The organism is Planococcus sp. FY231025 (assembly GCF_052078085.1).
Classification (GTDB): domain Bacteria; phylum Bacillota; class Bacilli; order Bacillales_A; family Planococcaceae; genus Planococcus.
In genome coordinates this window covers 1-17,765 of the sequence record NZ_JBQJJG010000012.1, presented here as the reverse complement: position 1 = coordinate 17,765, position 17,765 = coordinate 1, and the positions used below count along the sequence as shown (strand labels likewise).

Below are 17,765 nucleotides of genomic sequence, written 5' to 3'. Positions count from 1 at the left end.
CAAAAATGGGGGAATGGCGGCCCAGGGGGCCAAAGGGCCGTAAGAAGGAAGGAAAGATAAAATGAAGGGAGGGGCATTTATGAAAACAATCGGCTTGATCGGCGGCATGAGCTGGGAATCGTCCGCCGAGTATTACCGGATCTTGAACGAGGAAGCAAAGCGGCAGCTGGGCGGCTTGCATTCAGCCAAGTGCATCTTGTACAGCCTGGATTTTGAAGAGATTGAAGCCCTGCAGGTTCAGGGGAAATGGCAGGAAGCCGGAGAGGTGCTGGGCGCAGCTGCGGAGTCGCTCGAACGGGCGGGGGCTGAATTCATTGTCATCTGTACGAATACGATGCACAAAGCAGCGGGAACCATTGAACAGAATGTCGGAATTCCCCTTTTGCATATTGGAGACGCCACCGCTGTGAAAGTGAAAGGCGCAGGCATCCGCAAAATCGGGCTTTTGGGCACCCGTTATACCATGGAGATGGATTTCTATAAGTCGCGGCTCGAGGCGCACGGTCTGGAAGCTATAATCCCGGAAGAAGGCGAAAGGCAGGAAATCAACCGGATCATCTTCGAAGAATTATGCCTGGGCGAAATCAGGGAGACATCGAAAGCGTACTATTTAAAAGCCATCAGCAATTTGGAAAAGAGAGGGGCAGAAGGTGTAATCCTCGGCTGTACGGAAATCGGCTTGCTGGTCAAATCGGAAGATACGGACGCCCTGCTCTTTGATACGACAGCTATCCACGCCTTGGCTGCCATGGAAAAAGCGCTGGGCAAATAACAGACCATAGTTCGAAAATTCTGTTATATTATATGTAAGGAGCTTTATAGAGGAGGTGACCGATATGTGCGGCAGATATTCGTTATATACGGATTACCGGACGCTACTCGACCGCTTCGGCATCGAGGAAAGTTCAATCGAAGAAACGGATTACACAGCCAGCTATAATATAGCGCCTTCCCAGGAAGTGCTGGCAGTCGTGAACGATGGAACGAAAAACAGGCTTGGCTTTCTGAAATGGGGGCTGGTCCCGCCATGGGCCAAAGATGAAAAAATCGGCTATAAGATGATCAATGCAAGGGCGGAAACCGCAGCGGAAAAACCGAGCTTCCGCCACGCCTTCAAGAAAAAACGCTGCATTATTCTGGCGGATTCCTTTTATGAATGGCAGAGGACAGATGAAGGGAAAATCCCCATGCTCGTCAAACTGAAATCGGGGGAACCGTTCGCTTTTGCGGGGCTGTGGGAATCCTGGAAGTCGCCGGATGGAAAAACGGTCAACACTTGCACGATTTTGACGACCGGAGCGAACGAATTGATGGGGACAATCCATGACCGGATGCCCGTGGTCTTATCAAAAGAAGGAGAAAAGATATGGCTGGACCCTCGGATCGAGGACCCTGAAGTTCTTGGGAAGTTGCTGAAACCGTTTGATTCCACTGAAATGGAAGCTTATGAAGTATCGGATGCTGTCAATTCGCCAAAGCATAATGGACCGGAACTGATCAAGAAAGTGGGATGACAGGGGGGATTCCAGATGAAAAGCGGCTTGGTCTTGGAAGGGGGAGGCATGCGCGGCGTCTACACCGGCGGCGTACTTGAAAAGCTGCTCGAAGAAAAACTGTTTGTCGATTATATCGTCGGGGTGTCTGCAGGGGCGTGCAATGCTTCTTCATACGTATCGCGGCAGAATGGGCGGAACCACAAAGTGACCATCGGCTATGTCCATCATCCAGATTATATTTCGGTAAAGAACCTTTTGCTGAAGCGCGAGCTCTTCGGCATGAACTTGATTTTTGATGAGATACCGAACTTGCTGGAGCCGTTCGATTATTCGAATTTTCATCACGCCACTGAAGAATTTTTCGTCGGCACGACAGATTGCATGACCGGGGAAGCCGTGTATTTTGAAAAACATGGCCATACAGAAAACTTTTTGACCATCGTCCGTGCGTCCAGTTCCATTCCGCTGATGGCTCAGCCCGTAGAATATCATGGGCGCCTGCTGATGGACGGCGGGCTGGCAGATCCCTTGCCGATCCGAAAAGCGCTCTCGGACGGGGTGACCAAACCGATCATCATCTTGACGAAGGAAAAAGGGTACCGCAAAAAACGAAATTCCTTCGCCCGGATCGTGCCAGCCTTTTACCGGCAATTTCCCGGAATTATTGCGAGCCTGGAGAATTGGGCGGACCGCTATAACGAGACGATGGAAATGATCGAAGGGCTGGAAGCGGAAGGGAAAGTGCTGGTGATCCAGCCTTCCGTACATTTCAAAGTGAACGGTATGGAGCGGGATCCCAAAAAGCTTACGCAGCTCTATAACCAGGGCTATCAGGACGTAGATTTGAAGATGGACGATATTCGGCGATTTATCGAAAAATGATAGCTGAACATTCAGAAGAAACTGCCGAATGCCGGCAGTTTCTTTTTATTTTGGACAAAGCTTGGCGCCTGCAATAGATGGAATTATGCTACTATTTGATTGAGGTGCATGCATATGATCATTGCTTTGAATCACCGCCTGGAAAAAAACGCGAAAGAAATCCGGAAAATCCAGCAATCTGCTTACCGGATCGAAGCGGAATTGATGGGGTTTGAAGGAATACCGCAATTGAAAGAGTCGGTGCTGGAAATTCAGAACGCGGACGAAACCTTCCTTGGCCACACCGGAAATCCGCTAAAAGGATTCCTTTCCTATAAAGAAGTTGGCCACTTGATTGACATCCACCGGCTGGCTGTCGCACCGGAGTACTTCCGGCAAGGCATCGCTTCAGATTTATTGGAAGGCCTTTTCCGGCAATTTGAGGGGCGGGATTTTTTAGTGAGTACCGGTTCGGCAAATGAACCTGCGAAAAAACTGTACCGGAAATACGGATTTGAAGAGCTGCGGGTATTCGAACCGGAACCGGGGATATGGTGTACGGAGTTTATGAAAAGTAGATAATAAGAATCATTTGATTCCGATATGGCGTATTTTATAAATTTTTACTTTCAAAACGTAATCAAAAGTCATATAATCATAATCAAAAATATAGTTTCGAGGTGTTGGAATGAAAATGGATGAAACAGATAAAAGGATATTGGAGCTGCTGACGGTCAACGGGCGGCTGTCCTATGTCGACATCGGCAAAGAGTTGAATCTTTCGCGTGTGGCCGTCCGAGAACGGGTCCATCAGCTGACAGAAGCCGGCGTGATCGAAAAGTTCACTGTAGTGATCAACAGCGAAAAAGTAGGAAAGAAAGTATCCGGATTTTTTGAAGTGGATTGCGAACCGTCATCCTTGGTAGAAGTGGCGGAAGCATTAGCGGACAACCCAAGTGTGGCGAGCTGCTATCAGATGACAGGGCCGTCGACGCTCCATATGCATGTTTTGGTGGATGACTTCACCGATTTGGAAAAGTTCATCAATGAAGAATTATATGCCCTTGAAGGGATTACCCGGGTAGAGAGCCATATCCTATTGCGGCGCTTCAAGAGCCGTGCGGGACTGAAGCTTTGAAAGCCTGCAGCATGACGCTGCAGGCTTTTCAGGTTGTTGAGAAAATGTCTAAAGATAAGTTAATAAACAAATTAAACTTCTTATTTTGCTTCGGCGCTTTGGGCAGAACAAAGACAATAGCTTTGCAGCTGTTTTGCGGAATATCGTTTAAGAAACAAGTGTTTTATATCTTTCCAATAATCTAAAGCTTGCAGCATGACGCTGCGGGCTTTTCTTTTTGTCTTCCGAAATATTGGTAATTGGAAGAACCAAGGGTTTCGAAAAGAACGCTTATACATTTAAAAATAGACAAAAAGAAAGAGGAAGTCCCTGTTTTCTAGTTTTTTGTATCGCTAAACTAAGAAAATAGTACTTTTTTGAAAATTCATGTAGCTTTTTGGAATTAGATGTTCTATAATCAGATTTATTAAAAAGTTTGCATTTGTTAATCGATTTAAAGTTTTCTCTTAACAAATGATAAAGGGGGAGGAAAAATGGTTGCTTTAATTATCCGCCGGATCTTCCAATTGGCTTTTCTGCTATTCGGAATATCGTTTCTGGTTTTCTCTTCGATGTATATAGCGCCCGGAAATCCGGCAGCTATAATCGGAGGGCCCACGGCAACTGCATCCGACATCGCAGCAATCGAAGCGAATTTGGGCTTGGACGATCCGTTTCTTACACAGTATGTCCGCTATGTCTCCAATGCCGTACAGGGAGATTTCGGCTATTCGTACCAGACATCCCAGCCGGTAGCTGAAGCTATCGCAGTGCGGTTTCCAAATACATTGAAGCTGGCCATTGCAAGCATGGTGGTCGCCGTCATCATAGGAATCATTACCGGGCTGATATCCGCACTGCGGCAGAATTCCTGGCTGGATGCTTCGGCTACGACATTCGCCTTAGCCGGCATTTCCATCCCGAACTTCTGGCTAGGAGCATTGCTGATCCTGATTTTCGCGGTCAATCTTCAATGGCTGCCGGTCGGCGGCCTTTCGAGTCCCTTCTATACAATTGAGGGAATCAAGCAATTGATTTTGCCTGCAATCACACTCGGGACCGGTTCAGCTGCCATGATTGCCCGGATGACCCGCTCCTCGATGCTTGAAGTCATCCGCGCTGATTATGTACGGACTGCACGCGCCAAAGGCGTTAAAGAAAGAGATGTAATCTGGATCCATACATTGAAAAATGCGATGATCCCGATCATCACTGTAATCGGTTTGAACTTCGGCTTTCTTCTCGGCGGCACGATCATCACGGAAAAAGTGTTTGCGATCAACGGCGTAGGCCGTTTGATGATCGATGCGATTGCAGCACGCGACTTCCCGATGGTCCAAGGGTCGGTCCTGCTCGTCGCGACTTTATTCGTGGTCGTCAACTTGCTGGTCGACATCATCTACACCTATATTGATCCGCGGATCAAATACGATTAAAAAGGGGGGAACCCAATGGCAACCGCTGAAACAGTTACAGTAAAAGAAAAAAAGCGCGAGAAATATTATGTCACGACGATTCGGCGCTTGTTCAAAAATAAGCTGGCAGTAGCCGGGCTGATCATCGTCATCCTGCAAATACTGATGGCGATATTCGCGCCGATGATCACGATACACGATCCGATCAAGCAGAACTTGGCCAACAGCGAGCTGCCGGTCTTCAGCGAAGGGCATTGGCTCGGAACTGACAATTACGGGCGGGACGTTTGGAGCCGCATCGTATACGGCGCCCGGATTTCACTAGTCGTAGGGATTGTAGCAGTTTCGCTGGGCCTGATAGGCGGAGTGGTTCTCGGAATGCTTGCAGGGTTCTATCCGAAACTGGATGCCGTCATCATGCGCATCGTTGATTTGCTGTTCTCGTTCCCGGGCATTCTGCTTGCAATGCTGATCATTGCAATCCTTGGAACTAGCTTGGTGAACGTGGCGATCGCCATCAGCATATGGTCGATTCCGACCTGTGCCCGCATTGTCAGGGGCTCGGTCCTCTCGATCAAGGAAAAGGAGTACATCATGGCGATGCGCTCGATGGGGGCATCCGACCTGCGGATCATGGCACGCCATATTCTGCCGAATGCCACTGCACCCATCATTGTTTTTGCGACAATGCGGATGGCGACCGCCATTCTTTCGACAGCTTCACTCAGCTATCTTGGGCTTGGCGCACAGCCGCCGACGCCGGAGTGGGGCGCAATGATTTCCCAGGGGCAAGATTTCATGTGGTCGTCTCCGCATTTGACGATCGTCCCTGGTATTGCCATCATGCTGACGGTTTTTGCATTCAACGTCCTTGGTGATGGCTTGCGCGACGCGCTAGACCCGAACATGGATTTACAACAATAAACTATTGGGGGAATTTAAATGAAAAAACACTGGCTGCTTTTATTGACATTGATCGGCGTACTGATTTTAAGCGCATGTTCCGGCGGAAGCACGATTCCGGAAGGCGAGCAAGGTTCGGATTCAAATGCTGAACCTTCTGCAAGCAGCGGAGAAAATGAAATCATTTATGCCTCCACATCGGATGCAGTCGGATTATCTCCGACGATGACGAACGATTCCGTTTCTTCGAACGTTATGACGCAGATTTATGAAAACCTGTTTGAGCGCAATCCTGAAACAATGGAATTGGAGCCTAAACTCGCAGAATCCTATGAAAACACGGATGAACTGACATGGGTCATCAAATTGAAAGAAGGCATCAAATTCCAGGATGGCACTCCTTTCAATGCTGAAGCGGTAAAATACTCATTCGATAAATTGCGGGACCCGGCAACCGGCGCACCGCGTGCTTCTCTTTTAGAGCCGGTGGATACGGTTACGGCAGTTGATGAAACAACAGTAGAAATCAAAACGAAATACCCGTACGGACCATTGCTTGCAGCCCTTTCCCACTCGAACGCAGCGATCATCAGCCCGACAGCTGACGAAAAGCAGGATTTGATGCAGAACCCGGTAGGAACAGGCCCATTCAAATTCGTAAGCTGGGAACAAGGAAACCAGATCGTACTTGAAAAGAATGCAGATTACTGGGATGGCGAAGTCGGCTTGGATAAAGTGACATTCAAAATCGTCCCTGAAATTTCAACCGCGATTTCAATGCTCCAGACAGGGGAAGTTTCTTTCCTTGATGCATTGCCGCCGGAACAGATTTCACGCATTGAAGGCCTTGAAAACGTAGAAGTGACAAAGCAGGAAGGAACGCCAGTCTACTACTTGACGTTCAACCATTCACAAGAGCGCAACCAGAACCCTGATTTCCGCAAAGCGGTTGCGAGTGCAATCGACCGTGATGCATTCGTTGAAAAATTGAACGGCTTGGGCGTAAGAAGCGACAGCGTCCTTGGACCGAAAGTATTCGGCTATAACGAAGAGGCAGACAAAGCAGGTACACCATACGATCCGGAATTGGCGAAGCAACTGGTTGAAGAAAACGGATTCGGCGATGAGCCGATCAAATTGCTTGCTGCAAACCGCGACAACTTTGTCTTGATGGCTGAGATTGTTCAATCGCAATTGACAGAAGCCGGCTTCAACGTTGAAATCGAAATGATGGAATGGGCGACATTCCTTGATACAGCCCGCGGAGGACAGTATGACCTGACATTCCTTAGCTGGTCGAACGTAACAAGCGACGGTTCTGAAATGCTGTACCCGAACTTCCATTCCGACAACGTCGGCAACTCGAACCGTGCACAATACAGCGATGCTGAATTCGATAAATTGGTGGAAGCATCCCGTACAACAGTTGATCAGGCAGAACGCGAAAAACATTTGCACGATGCGAATATGTACATGCTCAACAATGACGTAGCTGTAGTGATGTACCACGGATTGGTGACATCTGCGACAGACAAATCGATCAAAGGCTTGAAAGTGGATCCGAACGGCCAATGGAGCTTGAAAGACGTAACAAGAGAGTAGGGAAGAATATGGCACAGAGACTGCTTGAAGTAAATAATCTGGTGACGTCGTTCCGCACTTCCGAAGGCACATTGCAAGCGGTCAGAGATGTTTCTTTCCATGTGGATAAAGGGGAGACGCTTTGCATCGTCGGAGAGTCCGGATGCGGAAAAAGTATTACTTCGTTATCTGTGATGCGCTTGTTGCCTTCGAACGGTTCAATTGAAAGCGGAGAGATTCTGTTGAACAACGAACCTCTCCAGAATCTCTCTAATGAACAAATGCGGAAAATCCGCGGAAATAAAATGTCTATGATTTTTCAGGAGCCGATGACGGCCCTGAATCCGGTGCTGACAATCGGCTACCAATTGCGGGAGCCGCTGATGCTGCACCATAAAGTTTCAAAATCCCAGGCGTCGAAACAAAGCATCGAATTGCTGAAGCAAGTCGGCATTCCGAATGCAGAAAAGCGCTTGAACCAATACCCCCATGAGTTGAGCGGAGGCATGCGCCAGCGGGTCATGATTGCCATGGCCCTCGCTTGCCATCCGACCCTGCTGATCGCAGACGAGCCGACAACGGCTCTCGATGTGACGATCCAGGCGCAGATTCTCGATTTGATTAACGATTTGAAAGAAAAATTGGACATGGGCGTTCTGATGATCACACATGACATGGGCGTCGTGGCGGAAGTTGCGGACCGTGTAATGGTCATGTATGCCGGCAAAAAGATTGAAGAAGGGCCGGTAGAAGAGATTTTCAACAATCCGAGCCATCCGTACACAATCGGCTTGCTGAATTCTGTTCCGAATGTCGACGATCCGGAATTCGAACTTGAACCGATCCCAGGCAATATGCCTGGCTTGAATGAACAGATTTCAGGATGCCGGTTCCATCCGCGCTGCAAATTTGCAATGGACAAATGCAAGGTGGTGTCACCACCTGATTTCGAAATATCCAAAGGCCATTCGGCAAAATGTTGGCTGAACGAAAAGGAGGGTGAAAAAGATGAAAACAGTGGAAGAGTTGCCGTCGAAGCCTGAAGTCCTGCTGGAATTGGAAAACGTCAAAAAGTATTTTCCGATCAAAGGCGGCGTGCTGAAACGCGTGGTAGGAAACGTCAAAGCTGTTGAATCTGTTTCCCTCCAATTGTATAAGGGCGAAAGCTTGGGTGTCGTCGGTGAATCCGGCTGCGGTAAATCGACGCTCGGCCGTACAATCTTGGGGCTTGAAGAGCTGACAGATGGCAAAATCAGTTTCGATCATCAGGAAATCCAAGATCTGAGCCGAAAAGAAAAGAAGAAGTTCGTCAAGGAAATGCAGATGATTTTCCAGGATCCGTACGCCTCACTCAATCCGCGCCAGCGGATCGGCCATGCACTTGATGAAGTGTTCAAGATGCATACGGATATGTCAGCAGGAGAGCGCAAAGATGCCGTCCTGAGCCTGTTAAGGGAAGTGGGGCTGAAGCCGGAGCATTACGACCGCTACCCGCATGAATTCAGCGGCGGGCAGCGCCAGCGCATCGGGATTGCAAGGGCGATTGCCTTGAATCCCTCCTTCATCATTTGTGATGAAGCGGTGTCAGCGCTGGACGTTTCGGTGCAAGCGCAAGTCTTGAAGTTGCTGAAAACGATACAGGAAAAGTATAATCTATCGTATATGTTCATTTCCCATGATTTGGGCGTCGTCCGCTACTTCTGTGACCGGGTGCTGGTCATGTACCTGGGGAATACCGTGGAAATGAGCGATGTATCAAAGATATTCAATAACCCGCTTCACCCCTATACTGTAGCGCTGCTGTCCGCGATTCCAAGGCCGACAGTCAACGCCAAACGGGAGCGCATCCGCCTGGTCGGAGATATGCCGAACCCGGCAAATCCGCCTTCGGGCTGCCCTTTCCATACACGCTGCCCGATTGCGCAGGAAGTTTGCCGGGTGGACAAACCGGCTTTTGTGGAACATGAAGAAGGTCATTTTGCAGCATGCCATTTCGCAGGCAAACTATGAGCCGGGTGCTGGGGAAAACCCCTGGCAGCTGGCTTTTATTCTGAAACTGGAGGAATTTCAATGGACTATTTACAGCACCCTTTCGAATCAAAAAGGCATACGGTATTCTCTAAAAAAGGCATGGTAGCAACTTCACAGCCGCTTGCAGCTCAAGCCGGCATTGAAATCCTGCAAAACGGAGGCAATGCAATCGACGCGGCAATTGCCACAGCGGCAGCATTGACAGTCGTAGAACCGACATCCAATGGAATTGGGGGCGATGCATTTGCCTTGGTTTGGGTGAAGGACAAGCTTCATGGATTGAATAGTTCAGGACCTGCACCTGGAGGCATTTCAGTAGAAGCGGTGAAATCGCTAGGCCATGATAAGATGCCCGTACATGGCGTGGTTCCTGTAACGGTTCCTGGTGTTCCAGCGGCCTGGGCGGAATTATCGAGCAAGTTCGGGAAGCTTCCGTTGTCAGAAGCTTTGAAACCGGCAATCCGATACGCAGAAGAAGGATATCCATTGACGCCGATTCTCGGGAAATACTGGAAAGCTGCTTATGAGAAGTTCAAGACCTCATTCACAACGGAAGAATACCAAGCTTGGTTCGATACGTTTGCGCCGAATGGGAAGGCGCCGGAAATCGGGGAGGTCTGGTCATCGCCTGGCCATGCTTCTACGCTGCGTGAGATTGGCGAAACCGATGGCCGATCCTTTTATGAAGGACCGCTTGCCGACAAGATCGATGCTTTCATGAAACAGCATCATGGCTTCTTGGCAAAAGAGGATCTAGCTGCGTTCAAGCCGGAATGGGTTGAGCCGGTGTCAGCCAATTACCGCGGCTATGACGTTTGGGAAATCCCGCCGAATGGGCAAGGGATGGTAGCGTTGATGGCCCTGAACATCTTTAAAAACCTCAGTGAGCCGAAATGGCAAAATGCCGAGACATACCATGAGCAGATTGAAGCGATGAAACTCGCCTTTACAGACGGCAAAGAATTTATCACAGAGCCGGAAGCGATGCCGGTTAGTGTGGAGCATTTGCTGTCGGAAGAATATGCGAAAGAGCGTGCGGGAACTATCGGGGAAGAAGCGGCACAGCCGGTTCCTTACGAATTGCCGAAAGGCGGAACGGTGTATTTGTCGGCTGCTGATGAAGAAGGCAATATGATCTCCTATATCCAGAGCAATTATATGGGCTTCGGTTCTGGAATCGTCATCCCTGGAACAGGCATCGGCCTTCAGAACCGGGGCGCTGATTTCTCGCTTGAAGAACAGCACCCAAATGTTTTAAAAGGTGGGAAACGTACTTACCACACGATTATTCCAGGATTCCTGACAAAAGACGGGAAAGCAGTCGGCCCGTTTGGTGTCATGGGCGGCTATATGCAGCCGCAAGGGCATTTCCAGGTGGTCACCAATACGATCGACTATTTATTGAATCCGCAGGCAGCGCTTGATATGCCGAGATGGCAATGGATGGGGGACAAGACGATTTTGGTGGAACCAAACTTCCCGAATTACTTGGCGCAGGCCCTTGCCCGCAAAGGCCATGCGATTCAAGTAGCTACCGACGGCGGCGCATTCGGCCGCGGCCAGATCATTTGGCGAAATCCTGAAACGGGCATTCTGGCAGGCGGCACAGAATCTCGTACGGACGGAGCAGTGGCTGTTTGGTAACCGAAGGGAAAAACCGGGTGAAACCGGGCATGGGCGCTGGACTGAAAACGAATACCGACTTGTTCGCCGCCTTTTTCCGTGTCGGTATGCTGGGTTTCGGAGGCGGGCCCTCGGCCATTCCCCTTTTCCATGCAGAAGCGGTCAAGAAGTATAAATGGATGTCGGAAGACGAATTCGGGGACACGCTGGCGCTGGGAAATACCATGCCCGGACCGATTGCCACCAAGATGGCAGGCTATATCGGCTACCGGGTCGGCGGAATCATCGGCTGCATCATCGCCTTGGTTGCCGTCGCCGTGCCGACTGTATTATTGATGATCTTGCTCTTGGGCGCTTTGCAGCAATTCAAAGGCGTTGAATGGGTGAACAGTATGTCTGCAGCAGTGGTGCCTGTTGTCGGCGTCATGCTCGCGGTCATGACCTGGGACTTCATCAAAAAATCCGGCCAGTCGCTCGGCTGGCCAAGGGCGTTGTTCCTGCTCGCTGTATCCGTTCTTCTGATGGAAGTACTGCACGTCCATCCGGTCATTCTGATTGTCGGCGTGCTTCTCCTTGTGTTGATCGGATTCAGGAAGGGAGGCGCAGCCAAATGATTTATTGGTCCATTTTTCTCGCTTTTTTCATTCCGGGCATTCTGGGGTATGGGGGCGGACCGGCATCGATCCCGTTGGTGGAAAAAGAAGTCGTCGACCGCTATGGCTGGATGACGACACAGGAATTCGGGGAAGTGCTGGCGCTCGGCAATGCGCTGCCTGGCCCGATTGCCACTAAAATGGCGGGATACATCGGTTATATGGAAGGCGGCATTCTCGGGTCAATGATCGGTTTGTTCGCTTCCGTGGCACCGTCTTTGATCCTTATGATCGGCCTGATGATGACATTGATGAAGTATAAAGATTCACCGAAAGTCAAAAACATCACCAAAATGATCCGGCCGATCATCGCTGTGCTGCTGGGCGCAATGACGCTCCAGTTCTTCCTGGCTTCCTATGAAACTTCAGGAAGTGTGCAGACCATCGTGCTCATAGCCGTCAGTTACTGGATGCTCGAAATCCGGAAAATCCATCCGGCATTCGTCATACTGCTCGCCCTCGCTTACGGAGGCATTTCCGGGCTCATATAATGAGCAGAACCACCTGTATCCTGCAGGTGGTTTTTATGTTGAGCAGATTATTTTACTATTGTTTCGAGATAAATTATGATATCCAAAGCGGACAAACAGTATCCGCGTTAGCATGGGATTGAGGTGGAACTATTGCACATGAAAACGGGAGTGGAACAATCGGTATATGCGATTCTTCTGCTGAATATGCTGCCAAGCAAAGCCGTGCTGCCGGGCGAAGCCATCAGCCAGCAATTGAATGCATCGCCGACTTATTTCCAGAAACTATTGAGAAAGCTGGTAAGCGCCGGCCTCATCGCATCAGTGCCGGGCGCCAAAGGCGGATTCAAGCTGCAGAAGCGGCCCGAAGAGATCTGTGTATATGACGTCTACCTTGCAGTGGAAGGTCAGCAATCGCTTTACTCGCCAAGCGGGATTCTGGGCGATATGCTGAATCTGGAAACAAAAGAGGATAGCTGCCTGTTAGCCGGTTTGATGGAAGAGGCAGAAACGGCCTGGACTAAGGTCATGCAGCGTGAAACCATTGCCTTGCTTGCGGAAAAGATGAAGGAACAGCGGTTCCTCCAGCAGACTGAAATGCTTGAGCAATGGCTGAAAGATAAAATGGTATGTTAAAGAAAGGGGCGGAAAGAGATGATCGCCAGTTTGGCCAGAATAAATGAACTTTCGAAAAAAGCGAAAGAAACCGGATTGACCAATGCGGAAAAAGTGGAGCAGCAAGTGCTTCGCGAGGATTATTTGCGGGAGATCCGCGGGCAGGTCGAAAGCACGGTCACGAACATGACTGTCATCGATCCGCTCGGCAAAGACGTAACTCCTAAAAAAGCTAAAAACGTAAAGAATGCAAAATCCTACACTCTAATAGAAAGAACGTGAAAATAAATGAAAAATGACTACTTAGTAAAAGCTTTGGCTTATGACGGCCAAATCCGTGCTTATGCAACCCGGACAACTCTTGCAGTGGGCGAAGCCCAACGCCGCCATTATACATGGCCTACAGCATCAGCAGCACTCGGGCGTTCCATGACGGCCAGCGTCATGCTCGGTGCCATGATGAAAGGCGAAGAGAAATTGACGATCAAGATCAACGGCAACGGTCCGCTGGGAACAATTCTGGTAGATGCTAATGCCAAAGGGGAAGTCCGCGGCTATGTTTCCAATCCGCAGACCCATTTCGATTTGAATGAAAAAGGGAAATTGGATGTAAGAAGAGCGGTAGGAACCGAAGGCACGCTATCGGTTTCAAAAGACATCGGGCTGCTTCAGCCGTTTGTCGGCCAAGTGCCGCTTGTCTCCGGCGAACTGGGCGAAGACTTCACCCATTACATCGTTACTTCAGAGCAGGTGCCTTCTTCTGTCGGTGTCGGCGTAATTGTCAACCCCGACAACACCATCCAGGCATCTGGCGGCTTTATTATCCAGTTGATGCCGGGTACATCCGAAGAAGTGATTTCAGGTATTGAAAAACGCCTGTCGGAAATCCCGACGATTTCGAATATGGTCCGCGACGACTTGACGCCGGAAGAAATCCTGGAAGAAGTGCTAGGCTCGGGGAACGTCAAATTCCTGGAAACCATGCCTGTGAACTTCCAATGCCAATGCTCGCGAGACCGGATTTCCAACGCCATTGTCGGCCTCGGATCGGAAGAAATCCAGGACATGATCGTGACAGACGGCCAAGCCGAAGCCCAATGCCATTTCTGCAATGAAAAGTACTTGTTTACGAAAGAAAACCTTGAAGACATGCTTGAAGAAACCATCATTTAAAGGGCGCCTCCGCTGCTGCGGAGGTGATTTTTTGTTTGTCTAAGAATGCGGATGGGTTGGAATTTGGGAGGCGATATGCTATTATTATCTCGAATTCAAGATAAGTTTATCTTAGTCCAAAAAGGGAAAGTAACCAACAGGGCGACCTGATTACGTGGGAGGTAACAAAATGAAGCATTTATTCAAACAAGGTTCAAATAAAGAAAAACCGGTCTTTTTGGTGCTGCACGGCACCGGAGGGAACGAGCAGGATCTGCTGCCGCTCGCAGCCCATATCGATCCCGAAGCTTCGGTACTGAGCGTGCGGGGCAATGTCTCTGAAAACGGCATGCCGCGCTTTTTCAAGCGGCTGGCTGAAGGCGTATTCGACATGGAAGACCTGAAGTTCCGGACAAAAGAGCTGTATGACTTCATCGGGAAAGCGGCAGAAGAGCATGGATTTGACCGTAGAAACGTTGTAGCGGTCGGCTATTCCAATGGTGCGAATATTGCAGCCAATCTCCTGTTCACCCATGAGGATGCCTTGAAAGGCGCGATTCTTCACCATCCGATGGTGCCAAACCGCGAAGCACAACTGCCCGATTTAGGGGGGACTCCTGTGTTTATCGCAGCTGGAACCAATGATCCGATCTGTCCGGCGGAGGAATCCACGGACCTGCAGCAGCTTCTGGCAACAGCAGGAGCGAAAGTGGACCTTCATTGGGAAAACTACGGCCATCAATTGACGATGCCGGAAGTGGAAGCGGCAAAACGCTGGTATGACAGTAATCTATAAAAATTAAAGGCCCCTTCTGTTAGAGGGGCCTTTCAACTTTTCAGAGGAGGGATAAGATGCAGGAGAATGTGCATATCCAACAACAATTGGAAGCGTGGGTCAAGGAAAACAAAGGTCATGCGGTGCTTGGGACAACTGCGCAGTATATTCCGGCGCTTGGCAAAGTGGACCCGAGCCTTCTCGGCATCTGCATGGTGGACGAAGATGGCCATTATTACTGTGCAGGGGATACAGACAAGGAATTCACGCTGCAGAGCATTTCAAAAGCGCTGACATTCATTGCCCTCAGCTGCCATTACGGATTGGAATTTGTTTTGGAACGTGTCGATGTCGAACCGACCGGGGAAGCATTCAATTCGATCATCCCATTTGAAATCCATCGGCCGAACAAGCCGTTCAATCCATTCATCAATGCCGGAGCCATTACGGTGTCCGCGTTGCTGCCGGGGCCCACAAGCCAGAAGAAATACGAATACCTGCTGAAGTTTCTGGAAAGCCTGGTCGGGCATCCGCTCGAAATGGACAAGGAAGTCTACGATTCTGAATGGAAGACCTCCCACCGCAATCGGGCGCTGGCCTATTACCTGAAAGAAGCGAAGTTTCTCGATATCGAAGTCGAAGAGGCGCTGGATATCTACATCCGGCAATGTTCCATCCGAATCAGCGTCAAAGATCTGGCTTTGATCGGCCTGATTATCGCCTATGACGGGTTCAATCCGATCACCAAAGAAAAACACTTCTCCGAAGAAATTGCCCAAGTGGCAAAAGTCTTGATGGTGACGTGCGGCATGTACAATTCGTCCGGCAATTTCGCGGCGCATGTCGGCATTCCGGCAAAGAGCGGAGTGTCGGGTGGAATCATGGCGGCCGTGCCACCGAAGCTTCATTCGCAAACAAATGAATTTCGTGCCGGTGCCGGGATCGGCGTCTACGGGCCGGCAATCGATGTACAAGGGAATAGCGCGGCGGGCACCATGATGCTGCGGCAGATTTCCAAGGAATGGGATTTGAGCATATTTTAGAAGACGGCCTGCAACCAGCAATTGCAGGCCGTTTTTTTATTGGAAATGAAGAAATGTTGCATGGAGATGACAAGTTCATGCATTATAATACATTAGTCCTGAAAAATCAATAAAATGTTTAAGGAATTTTGGTCCGGGTATCTTCAAGGTAGCAAGGTTTTTCAACGATACACATAAAAAATTGGAGGAATCGAAAATGGCCAACAATAAGTTTATGGGGACGTTTGACAGCGAAACCGAAGTATTGCGAAAAATCGAAGACTTAAAAGGGCAAGGGATTTCGGAAGACCATATGTACGTTATGGCGCACGACAAGGATCAGCTCTCAATGGTCCGCGGCCGGACGGATGTGGATTATAAATCTGCAGAAGGCGGCTGGATGGACAAGTTCATGGGCTTCCTTTCCGGAAATGAACCCGTGCGTGAAGCATTCTCCGGCATGGGTGTAGATGACCAGGAGGCGGACCGCTATTACCAAGATGTGCAAAATGGCAAGATCCTCTTGTTTGTCGACCAGGAAATCGGCGATACGTACTCGAACAACAATACGCAGCGGGGCAGCTCAGTTTACGGCGACCCGTTGAACAACACTACTGGAGCTGCAGGATATGTCGGTGCAGCCGATTCAGGCGAACCGCGCAGCTATGGCGATTCGGGAACAGTGGCCCGCGATGGCTTGACAGTGGACACAAACGAATCGAATGACATCAACTACCACCGCGACCGTGGAATGATCGATTCAGACGATGTAGCGGCATCACGTCGTCTGGACGAGGATGAGACGGCTGGGGTAGGGCGTGATACAGGAACAGGATTTGGCTTAGGGCCAGGTGCTTCTGTAGATGGAAGAAGTGATCGCGACGTGAATGACTTTAGTGCAACCAATGAATTGGAGAGTGATCGTTTGAATAGAAGAGACGATCATGCAACAAATGAATTTAGAGACAATGATTTCCGGGATAATGACTTGGAGAGTGATCGTTTGAATAGAAGAGACGATCGTACAACCAATGAATTCAGAGACAATGATTTCCGGGACAATGACTTGGACCGTGATGCAACGGAAGAAGAGCGTCTGCGCCTTCATGAAGAGCGTCTGCATGTCAACAAGGACCGTGTCCAGACAGGCGAAGTGAACGTCGGCAAACACGTTGTAGAAAGTGAGCAATCGATTGATGTGCCGGTAGAACGTGAAGAAGTGTATGTTGAACGGCGCCCGGTTGATGAAGAAGTGAGCGGAACGGACGCTGCGGCTTATCAGGAAGGCGATACAATCCACATTCCATTGACGGAAGAGCGTGTGGAAGTTTCTAAAACTGACGTTGTCAGCGAAGAAATCGTTGTCGGCAAGAAAAAAGTCCAAGATACGGAAACAGTGCGTGAAACGGTCCGCAAAGAAGAAGCGGATATCGACGAAGGCACGACCTTCAACAAACGCGATGACGACCTAGACGATTTGGACCGCAACCGTAAAGGCCGTTTGTAATAAGTAATAGCAGGACCGGGACGGGGGAAATCTCCCCGTCTTTTTTTCTGCATCTGGCGTATAATAGAAGAGGAAGTCTGGAGGAGTTGCAATGGATGGCAAGAAAAGAAGCGATGTCAAACCCGGTCTCGAGGTCAACGTCATCTTGAAACAGGACCAGCGGAGCGGCAAGAAAACCCGCGGAATTGTTAAAGATTTATTGACCAATTCGCCGACGCATCCGCACGGCATCAAAGTCCGTCTTCAAGACGGGCAAGTTGGGCGCGTGTGTGAAATTCTAAGCGATAAATAAAGAGCGGATATGAGATTGTTGAAAAGGCTCACCTAGTGGAGCCTTTTCTTTGTGTCCAGTCTCCGGCGCCCAGATTCTCGGGGTCATAAGCCAACCCGGCTGTGCGGCAAAAAGCGCCGCTTCGCCGGTCCGTCTTATGCCCGTCGAATCTACCGGGGCGCTTGCGCTTTTCTAAGTGTCCAGTCTCCGGCGCCCAGATTCTCGGGGTCATAAGCCAACCCGGCTGTGCGGCAAAAAGCGCCGCTTCGCCGG

General features: G+C 49.7%; 21 protein-coding genes. 20 read left to right on the top strand and 1 reads right to left on the bottom strand.

Annotation, left to right across the window (positions count from 1 at the left end; all coding sequences use genetic code 11):
- Nucleotides 1-79 precede the first annotated feature (79 nt).
- The 20 genes from ACTL32_RS16510 to ACTL32_RS16415 all read left to right on the top strand — a co-directional run bounded on the left by ACTL32_RS16510 (nt 80) and on the right by ACTL32_RS16415 (nt 17,513).
- On the top strand, nt 80-772 hold the full coding sequence (locus ACTL32_RS16510) for an aspartate/glutamate racemase family protein (RefSeq protein ID WP_441342492.1): 693 nt from the start codon (nt 80-82) through the stop codon (nt 770-772).
- A gap of 64 nt (nt 773-836) precedes the next feature.
- Nucleotides 837-1,514, top strand: coding sequence for an SOS response-associated peptidase (locus ACTL32_RS16505; protein ID WP_441342491.1), 678 nt, complete (start codon nt 837-839; stop codon nt 1,512-1,514).
- Between the two features lie 15 nt (nt 1,515-1,529).
- Nucleotides 1,530-2,378, top strand: a complete 849-nt coding sequence (locus ACTL32_RS16500; protein ID WP_441342490.1) for a patatin-like phospholipase family protein — start codon at nt 1,530-1,532, stop codon at nt 2,376-2,378.
- A 114-nt stretch (nt 2,379-2,492) separates the two neighbouring features.
- Nucleotides 2,493-2,939 carry a GNAT family N-acetyltransferase gene (locus ACTL32_RS16495; protein ID WP_441342489.1) on the top strand — a complete coding sequence of 149 codons (447 nt, stop codon included), beginning with the start codon at nt 2,493-2,495 and terminating at the stop codon, nt 2,937-2,939.
- Nucleotides 2,940-3,045: 106 nt separating this feature from the next.
- On the top strand, nt 3,046-3,495 hold the full coding sequence (locus ACTL32_RS16490) for an Lrp/AsnC family transcriptional regulator (RefSeq protein ID WP_204891201.1): 450 nt from the start codon (nt 3,046-3,048) through the stop codon (nt 3,493-3,495).
- A gap of 473 nt (nt 3,496-3,968) precedes the next feature.
- On the top strand, nt 3,969-4,910 hold the full coding sequence (gene nikB / locus ACTL32_RS16485; RefSeq protein ID WP_204891200.1) for a nickel ABC transporter permease: 942 nt from the start codon (nt 3,969-3,971) through the stop codon (nt 4,908-4,910).
- A gap of 15 nt (nt 4,911-4,925) precedes the next feature.
- A complete protein-coding gene (locus ACTL32_RS16480) occupies nt 4,926-5,813 on the top strand; it encodes an ABC transporter permease (RefSeq protein ID WP_441342488.1) in 888 nt (295 codons plus the stop codon).
- Between the two features lie 18 nt (nt 5,814-5,831).
- A complete protein-coding gene (locus tag ACTL32_RS16475) occupies nt 5,832-7,394 on the top strand; it encodes an ABC transporter substrate-binding protein (protein WP_441342487.1) in 1,563 nt (520 codons plus the stop codon).
- A gap of 8 nt (nt 7,395-7,402) precedes the next feature.
- A complete protein-coding gene (locus ACTL32_RS16470; RefSeq protein ID WP_204891197.1) occupies nt 7,403-8,416 on the top strand; it encodes an ABC transporter ATP-binding protein in 1,014 nt (337 codons plus the stop codon).
- A complete protein-coding gene (locus ACTL32_RS16465; protein WP_441342486.1) occupies nt 8,382-9,383 on the top strand; it encodes an ABC transporter ATP-binding protein in 1,002 nt (333 codons plus the stop codon). The genes ACTL32_RS16470 and ACTL32_RS16465 overlap by 35 nt, the downstream gene beginning before the upstream one ends.
- A 60-nt stretch (nt 9,384-9,443) precedes the next feature.
- Nucleotides 9,444-11,048, top strand: a complete 1,605-nt coding sequence (locus tag ACTL32_RS16460; protein ID WP_441342485.1) for a gamma-glutamyltransferase family protein — start codon at nt 9,444-9,446, stop codon at nt 11,046-11,048.
- A 29-nt stretch (nt 11,049-11,077) separates the two neighbouring features.
- Nucleotides 11,078-11,641, top strand: a complete 564-nt coding sequence (locus ACTL32_RS16455) for a chromate transporter (RefSeq protein WP_441342572.1) — start codon at nt 11,078-11,080, stop codon at nt 11,639-11,641.
- Nucleotides 11,638-12,171: a chromate transporter gene (locus ACTL32_RS16450; protein ID WP_441342484.1), complete on the top strand. Its 534-nt coding sequence runs from the start codon at nt 11,638-11,640 to the stop codon at nt 12,169-12,171. The genes ACTL32_RS16455 and ACTL32_RS16450 overlap by 4 nt, the downstream gene beginning before the upstream one ends.
- Nucleotides 12,172-12,303: 132 nt before the next feature.
- Nucleotides 12,304-12,786 carry an RrF2 family transcriptional regulator gene (locus ACTL32_RS16445; RefSeq protein ID WP_441342483.1) on the top strand — a complete coding sequence of 161 codons (483 nt, stop codon included), beginning with the start codon at nt 12,304-12,306 and terminating at the stop codon, nt 12,784-12,786.
- Nucleotides 12,787-12,804: 18 nt separating this feature from the next.
- A complete protein-coding gene (locus ACTL32_RS16440) occupies nt 12,805-13,047 on the top strand; it encodes a DUF896 domain-containing protein (RefSeq protein ID WP_441342482.1) in 243 nt (80 codons plus the stop codon).
- Between the two features lie 6 nt (nt 13,048-13,053).
- Nucleotides 13,054-13,938, top strand: coding sequence for an Hsp33 family molecular chaperone HslO (gene hslO, locus ACTL32_RS16435; protein ID WP_441342481.1), 885 nt, complete (start codon nt 13,054-13,056; stop codon nt 13,936-13,938).
- Between the two features lie 169 nt (nt 13,939-14,107).
- Nucleotides 14,108-14,713, top strand: coding sequence for an alpha/beta hydrolase (locus tag ACTL32_RS16430; protein ID WP_441342480.1), 606 nt, complete (start codon nt 14,108-14,110; stop codon nt 14,711-14,713).
- 56 nt (nt 14,714-14,769) lie between these two features.
- A complete protein-coding gene (locus ACTL32_RS16425; RefSeq protein ID WP_441342479.1) occupies nt 14,770-15,735 on the top strand; it encodes a glutaminase in 966 nt (321 codons plus the stop codon).
- Nucleotides 15,736-15,931: 196 nt separating this feature from the next.
- Nucleotides 15,932-17,221 carry a DUF2382 domain-containing protein gene (locus tag ACTL32_RS16420; RefSeq protein ID WP_441342478.1) on the top strand — a complete coding sequence of 430 codons (1,290 nt, stop codon included), beginning with the start codon at nt 15,932-15,934 and terminating at the stop codon, nt 17,219-17,221.
- Between the two features lie 91 nt (nt 17,222-17,312).
- A complete protein-coding gene (locus ACTL32_RS16415) occupies nt 17,313-17,513 on the top strand; it encodes a YwbE family protein (RefSeq protein ID WP_441342477.1) in 201 nt (66 codons plus the stop codon).
- Between the two features lie 28 nt (nt 17,514-17,541).
- On the opposite strand, the gene ACTL32_RS16410 is transcribed toward ACTL32_RS16415, so the two are convergent.
- Nucleotides 17,542-17,765: hypothetical protein (locus ACTL32_RS16410; protein WP_441342476.1), on the bottom strand; the 224-nt coding region annotated here is incomplete at its 5' end.

Excerpts from the sequence above, each read along its gene's own strand:
- ACTL32_RS16510 (WP_441342492.1), top strand. The coding sequence starts at position 80 with ATGAAAACAATCGGCTTGATCGGCGGCATGAGCTGGGAATCGTCCGCC.
- ACTL32_RS16505 (WP_441342491.1), top strand. The coding sequence starts at position 837 with ATGTGCGGCAGATATTCGTTATATACGGATTACCGGACGCTACTCGAC.
- ACTL32_RS16500 (WP_441342490.1), top strand. The coding sequence starts at position 1,530 with ATGAAAAGCGGCTTGGTCTTGGAAGGGGGAGGCATGCGCGGCGTCTAC.
- ACTL32_RS16495 (WP_441342489.1), top strand. The coding sequence starts at position 2,493 with ATGATCATTGCTTTGAATCACCGCCTGGAAAAAAACGCGAAAGAAATC.
- ACTL32_RS16490 (WP_204891201.1), top strand. The coding sequence starts at position 3,046 with ATGAAAATGGATGAAACAGATAAAAGGATATTGGAGCTGCTGACGGTC.
- nikB (WP_204891200.1), top strand. The coding sequence starts at position 3,969 with ATGGTTGCTTTAATTATCCGCCGGATCTTCCAATTGGCTTTTCTGCTA.
- ACTL32_RS16480 (WP_441342488.1), top strand. The coding sequence starts at position 4,926 with ATGGCAACCGCTGAAACAGTTACAGTAAAAGAAAAAAAGCGCGAGAAA.
- ACTL32_RS16475 (WP_441342487.1), top strand. The coding sequence starts at position 5,832 with ATGAAAAAACACTGGCTGCTTTTATTGACATTGATCGGCGTACTGATT.
- ACTL32_RS16470 (WP_204891197.1), top strand. The coding sequence starts at position 7,403 with ATGGCACAGAGACTGCTTGAAGTAAATAATCTGGTGACGTCGTTCCGC.
- ACTL32_RS16465 (WP_441342486.1), top strand. The coding sequence starts at position 8,382 with ATGAAAACAGTGGAAGAGTTGCCGTCGAAGCCTGAAGTCCTGCTGGAA.
- ACTL32_RS16460 (WP_441342485.1), top strand. The coding sequence starts at position 9,444 with ATGGACTATTTACAGCACCCTTTCGAATCAAAAAGGCATACGGTATTC.
- ACTL32_RS16455 (WP_441342572.1), top strand. The coding sequence starts at position 11,078 with ATGGGCGCTGGACTGAAAACGAATACCGACTTGTTCGCCGCCTTTTTC.
- ACTL32_RS16450 (WP_441342484.1), top strand. The coding sequence starts at position 11,638 with ATGATTTATTGGTCCATTTTTCTCGCTTTTTTCATTCCGGGCATTCTG.
- ACTL32_RS16440 (WP_441342482.1), top strand. The coding sequence starts at position 12,805 with ATGATCGCCAGTTTGGCCAGAATAAATGAACTTTCGAAAAAAGCGAAA.
- hslO (WP_441342481.1), top strand. The coding sequence starts at position 13,054 with ATGAAAAATGACTACTTAGTAAAAGCTTTGGCTTATGACGGCCAAATC.
- ACTL32_RS16430 (WP_441342480.1), top strand. The coding sequence starts at position 14,108 with ATGAAGCATTTATTCAAACAAGGTTCAAATAAAGAAAAACCGGTCTTT.
- ACTL32_RS16425 (WP_441342479.1), top strand. The coding sequence starts at position 14,770 with ATGCAGGAGAATGTGCATATCCAACAACAATTGGAAGCGTGGGTCAAG.
- ACTL32_RS16420 (WP_441342478.1), top strand. The coding sequence starts at position 15,932 with ATGGCCAACAATAAGTTTATGGGGACGTTTGACAGCGAAACCGAAGTA.
- ACTL32_RS16415 (WP_441342477.1), top strand. The coding sequence starts at position 17,313 with ATGGATGGCAAGAAAAGAAGCGATGTCAAACCCGGTCTCGAGGTCAAC.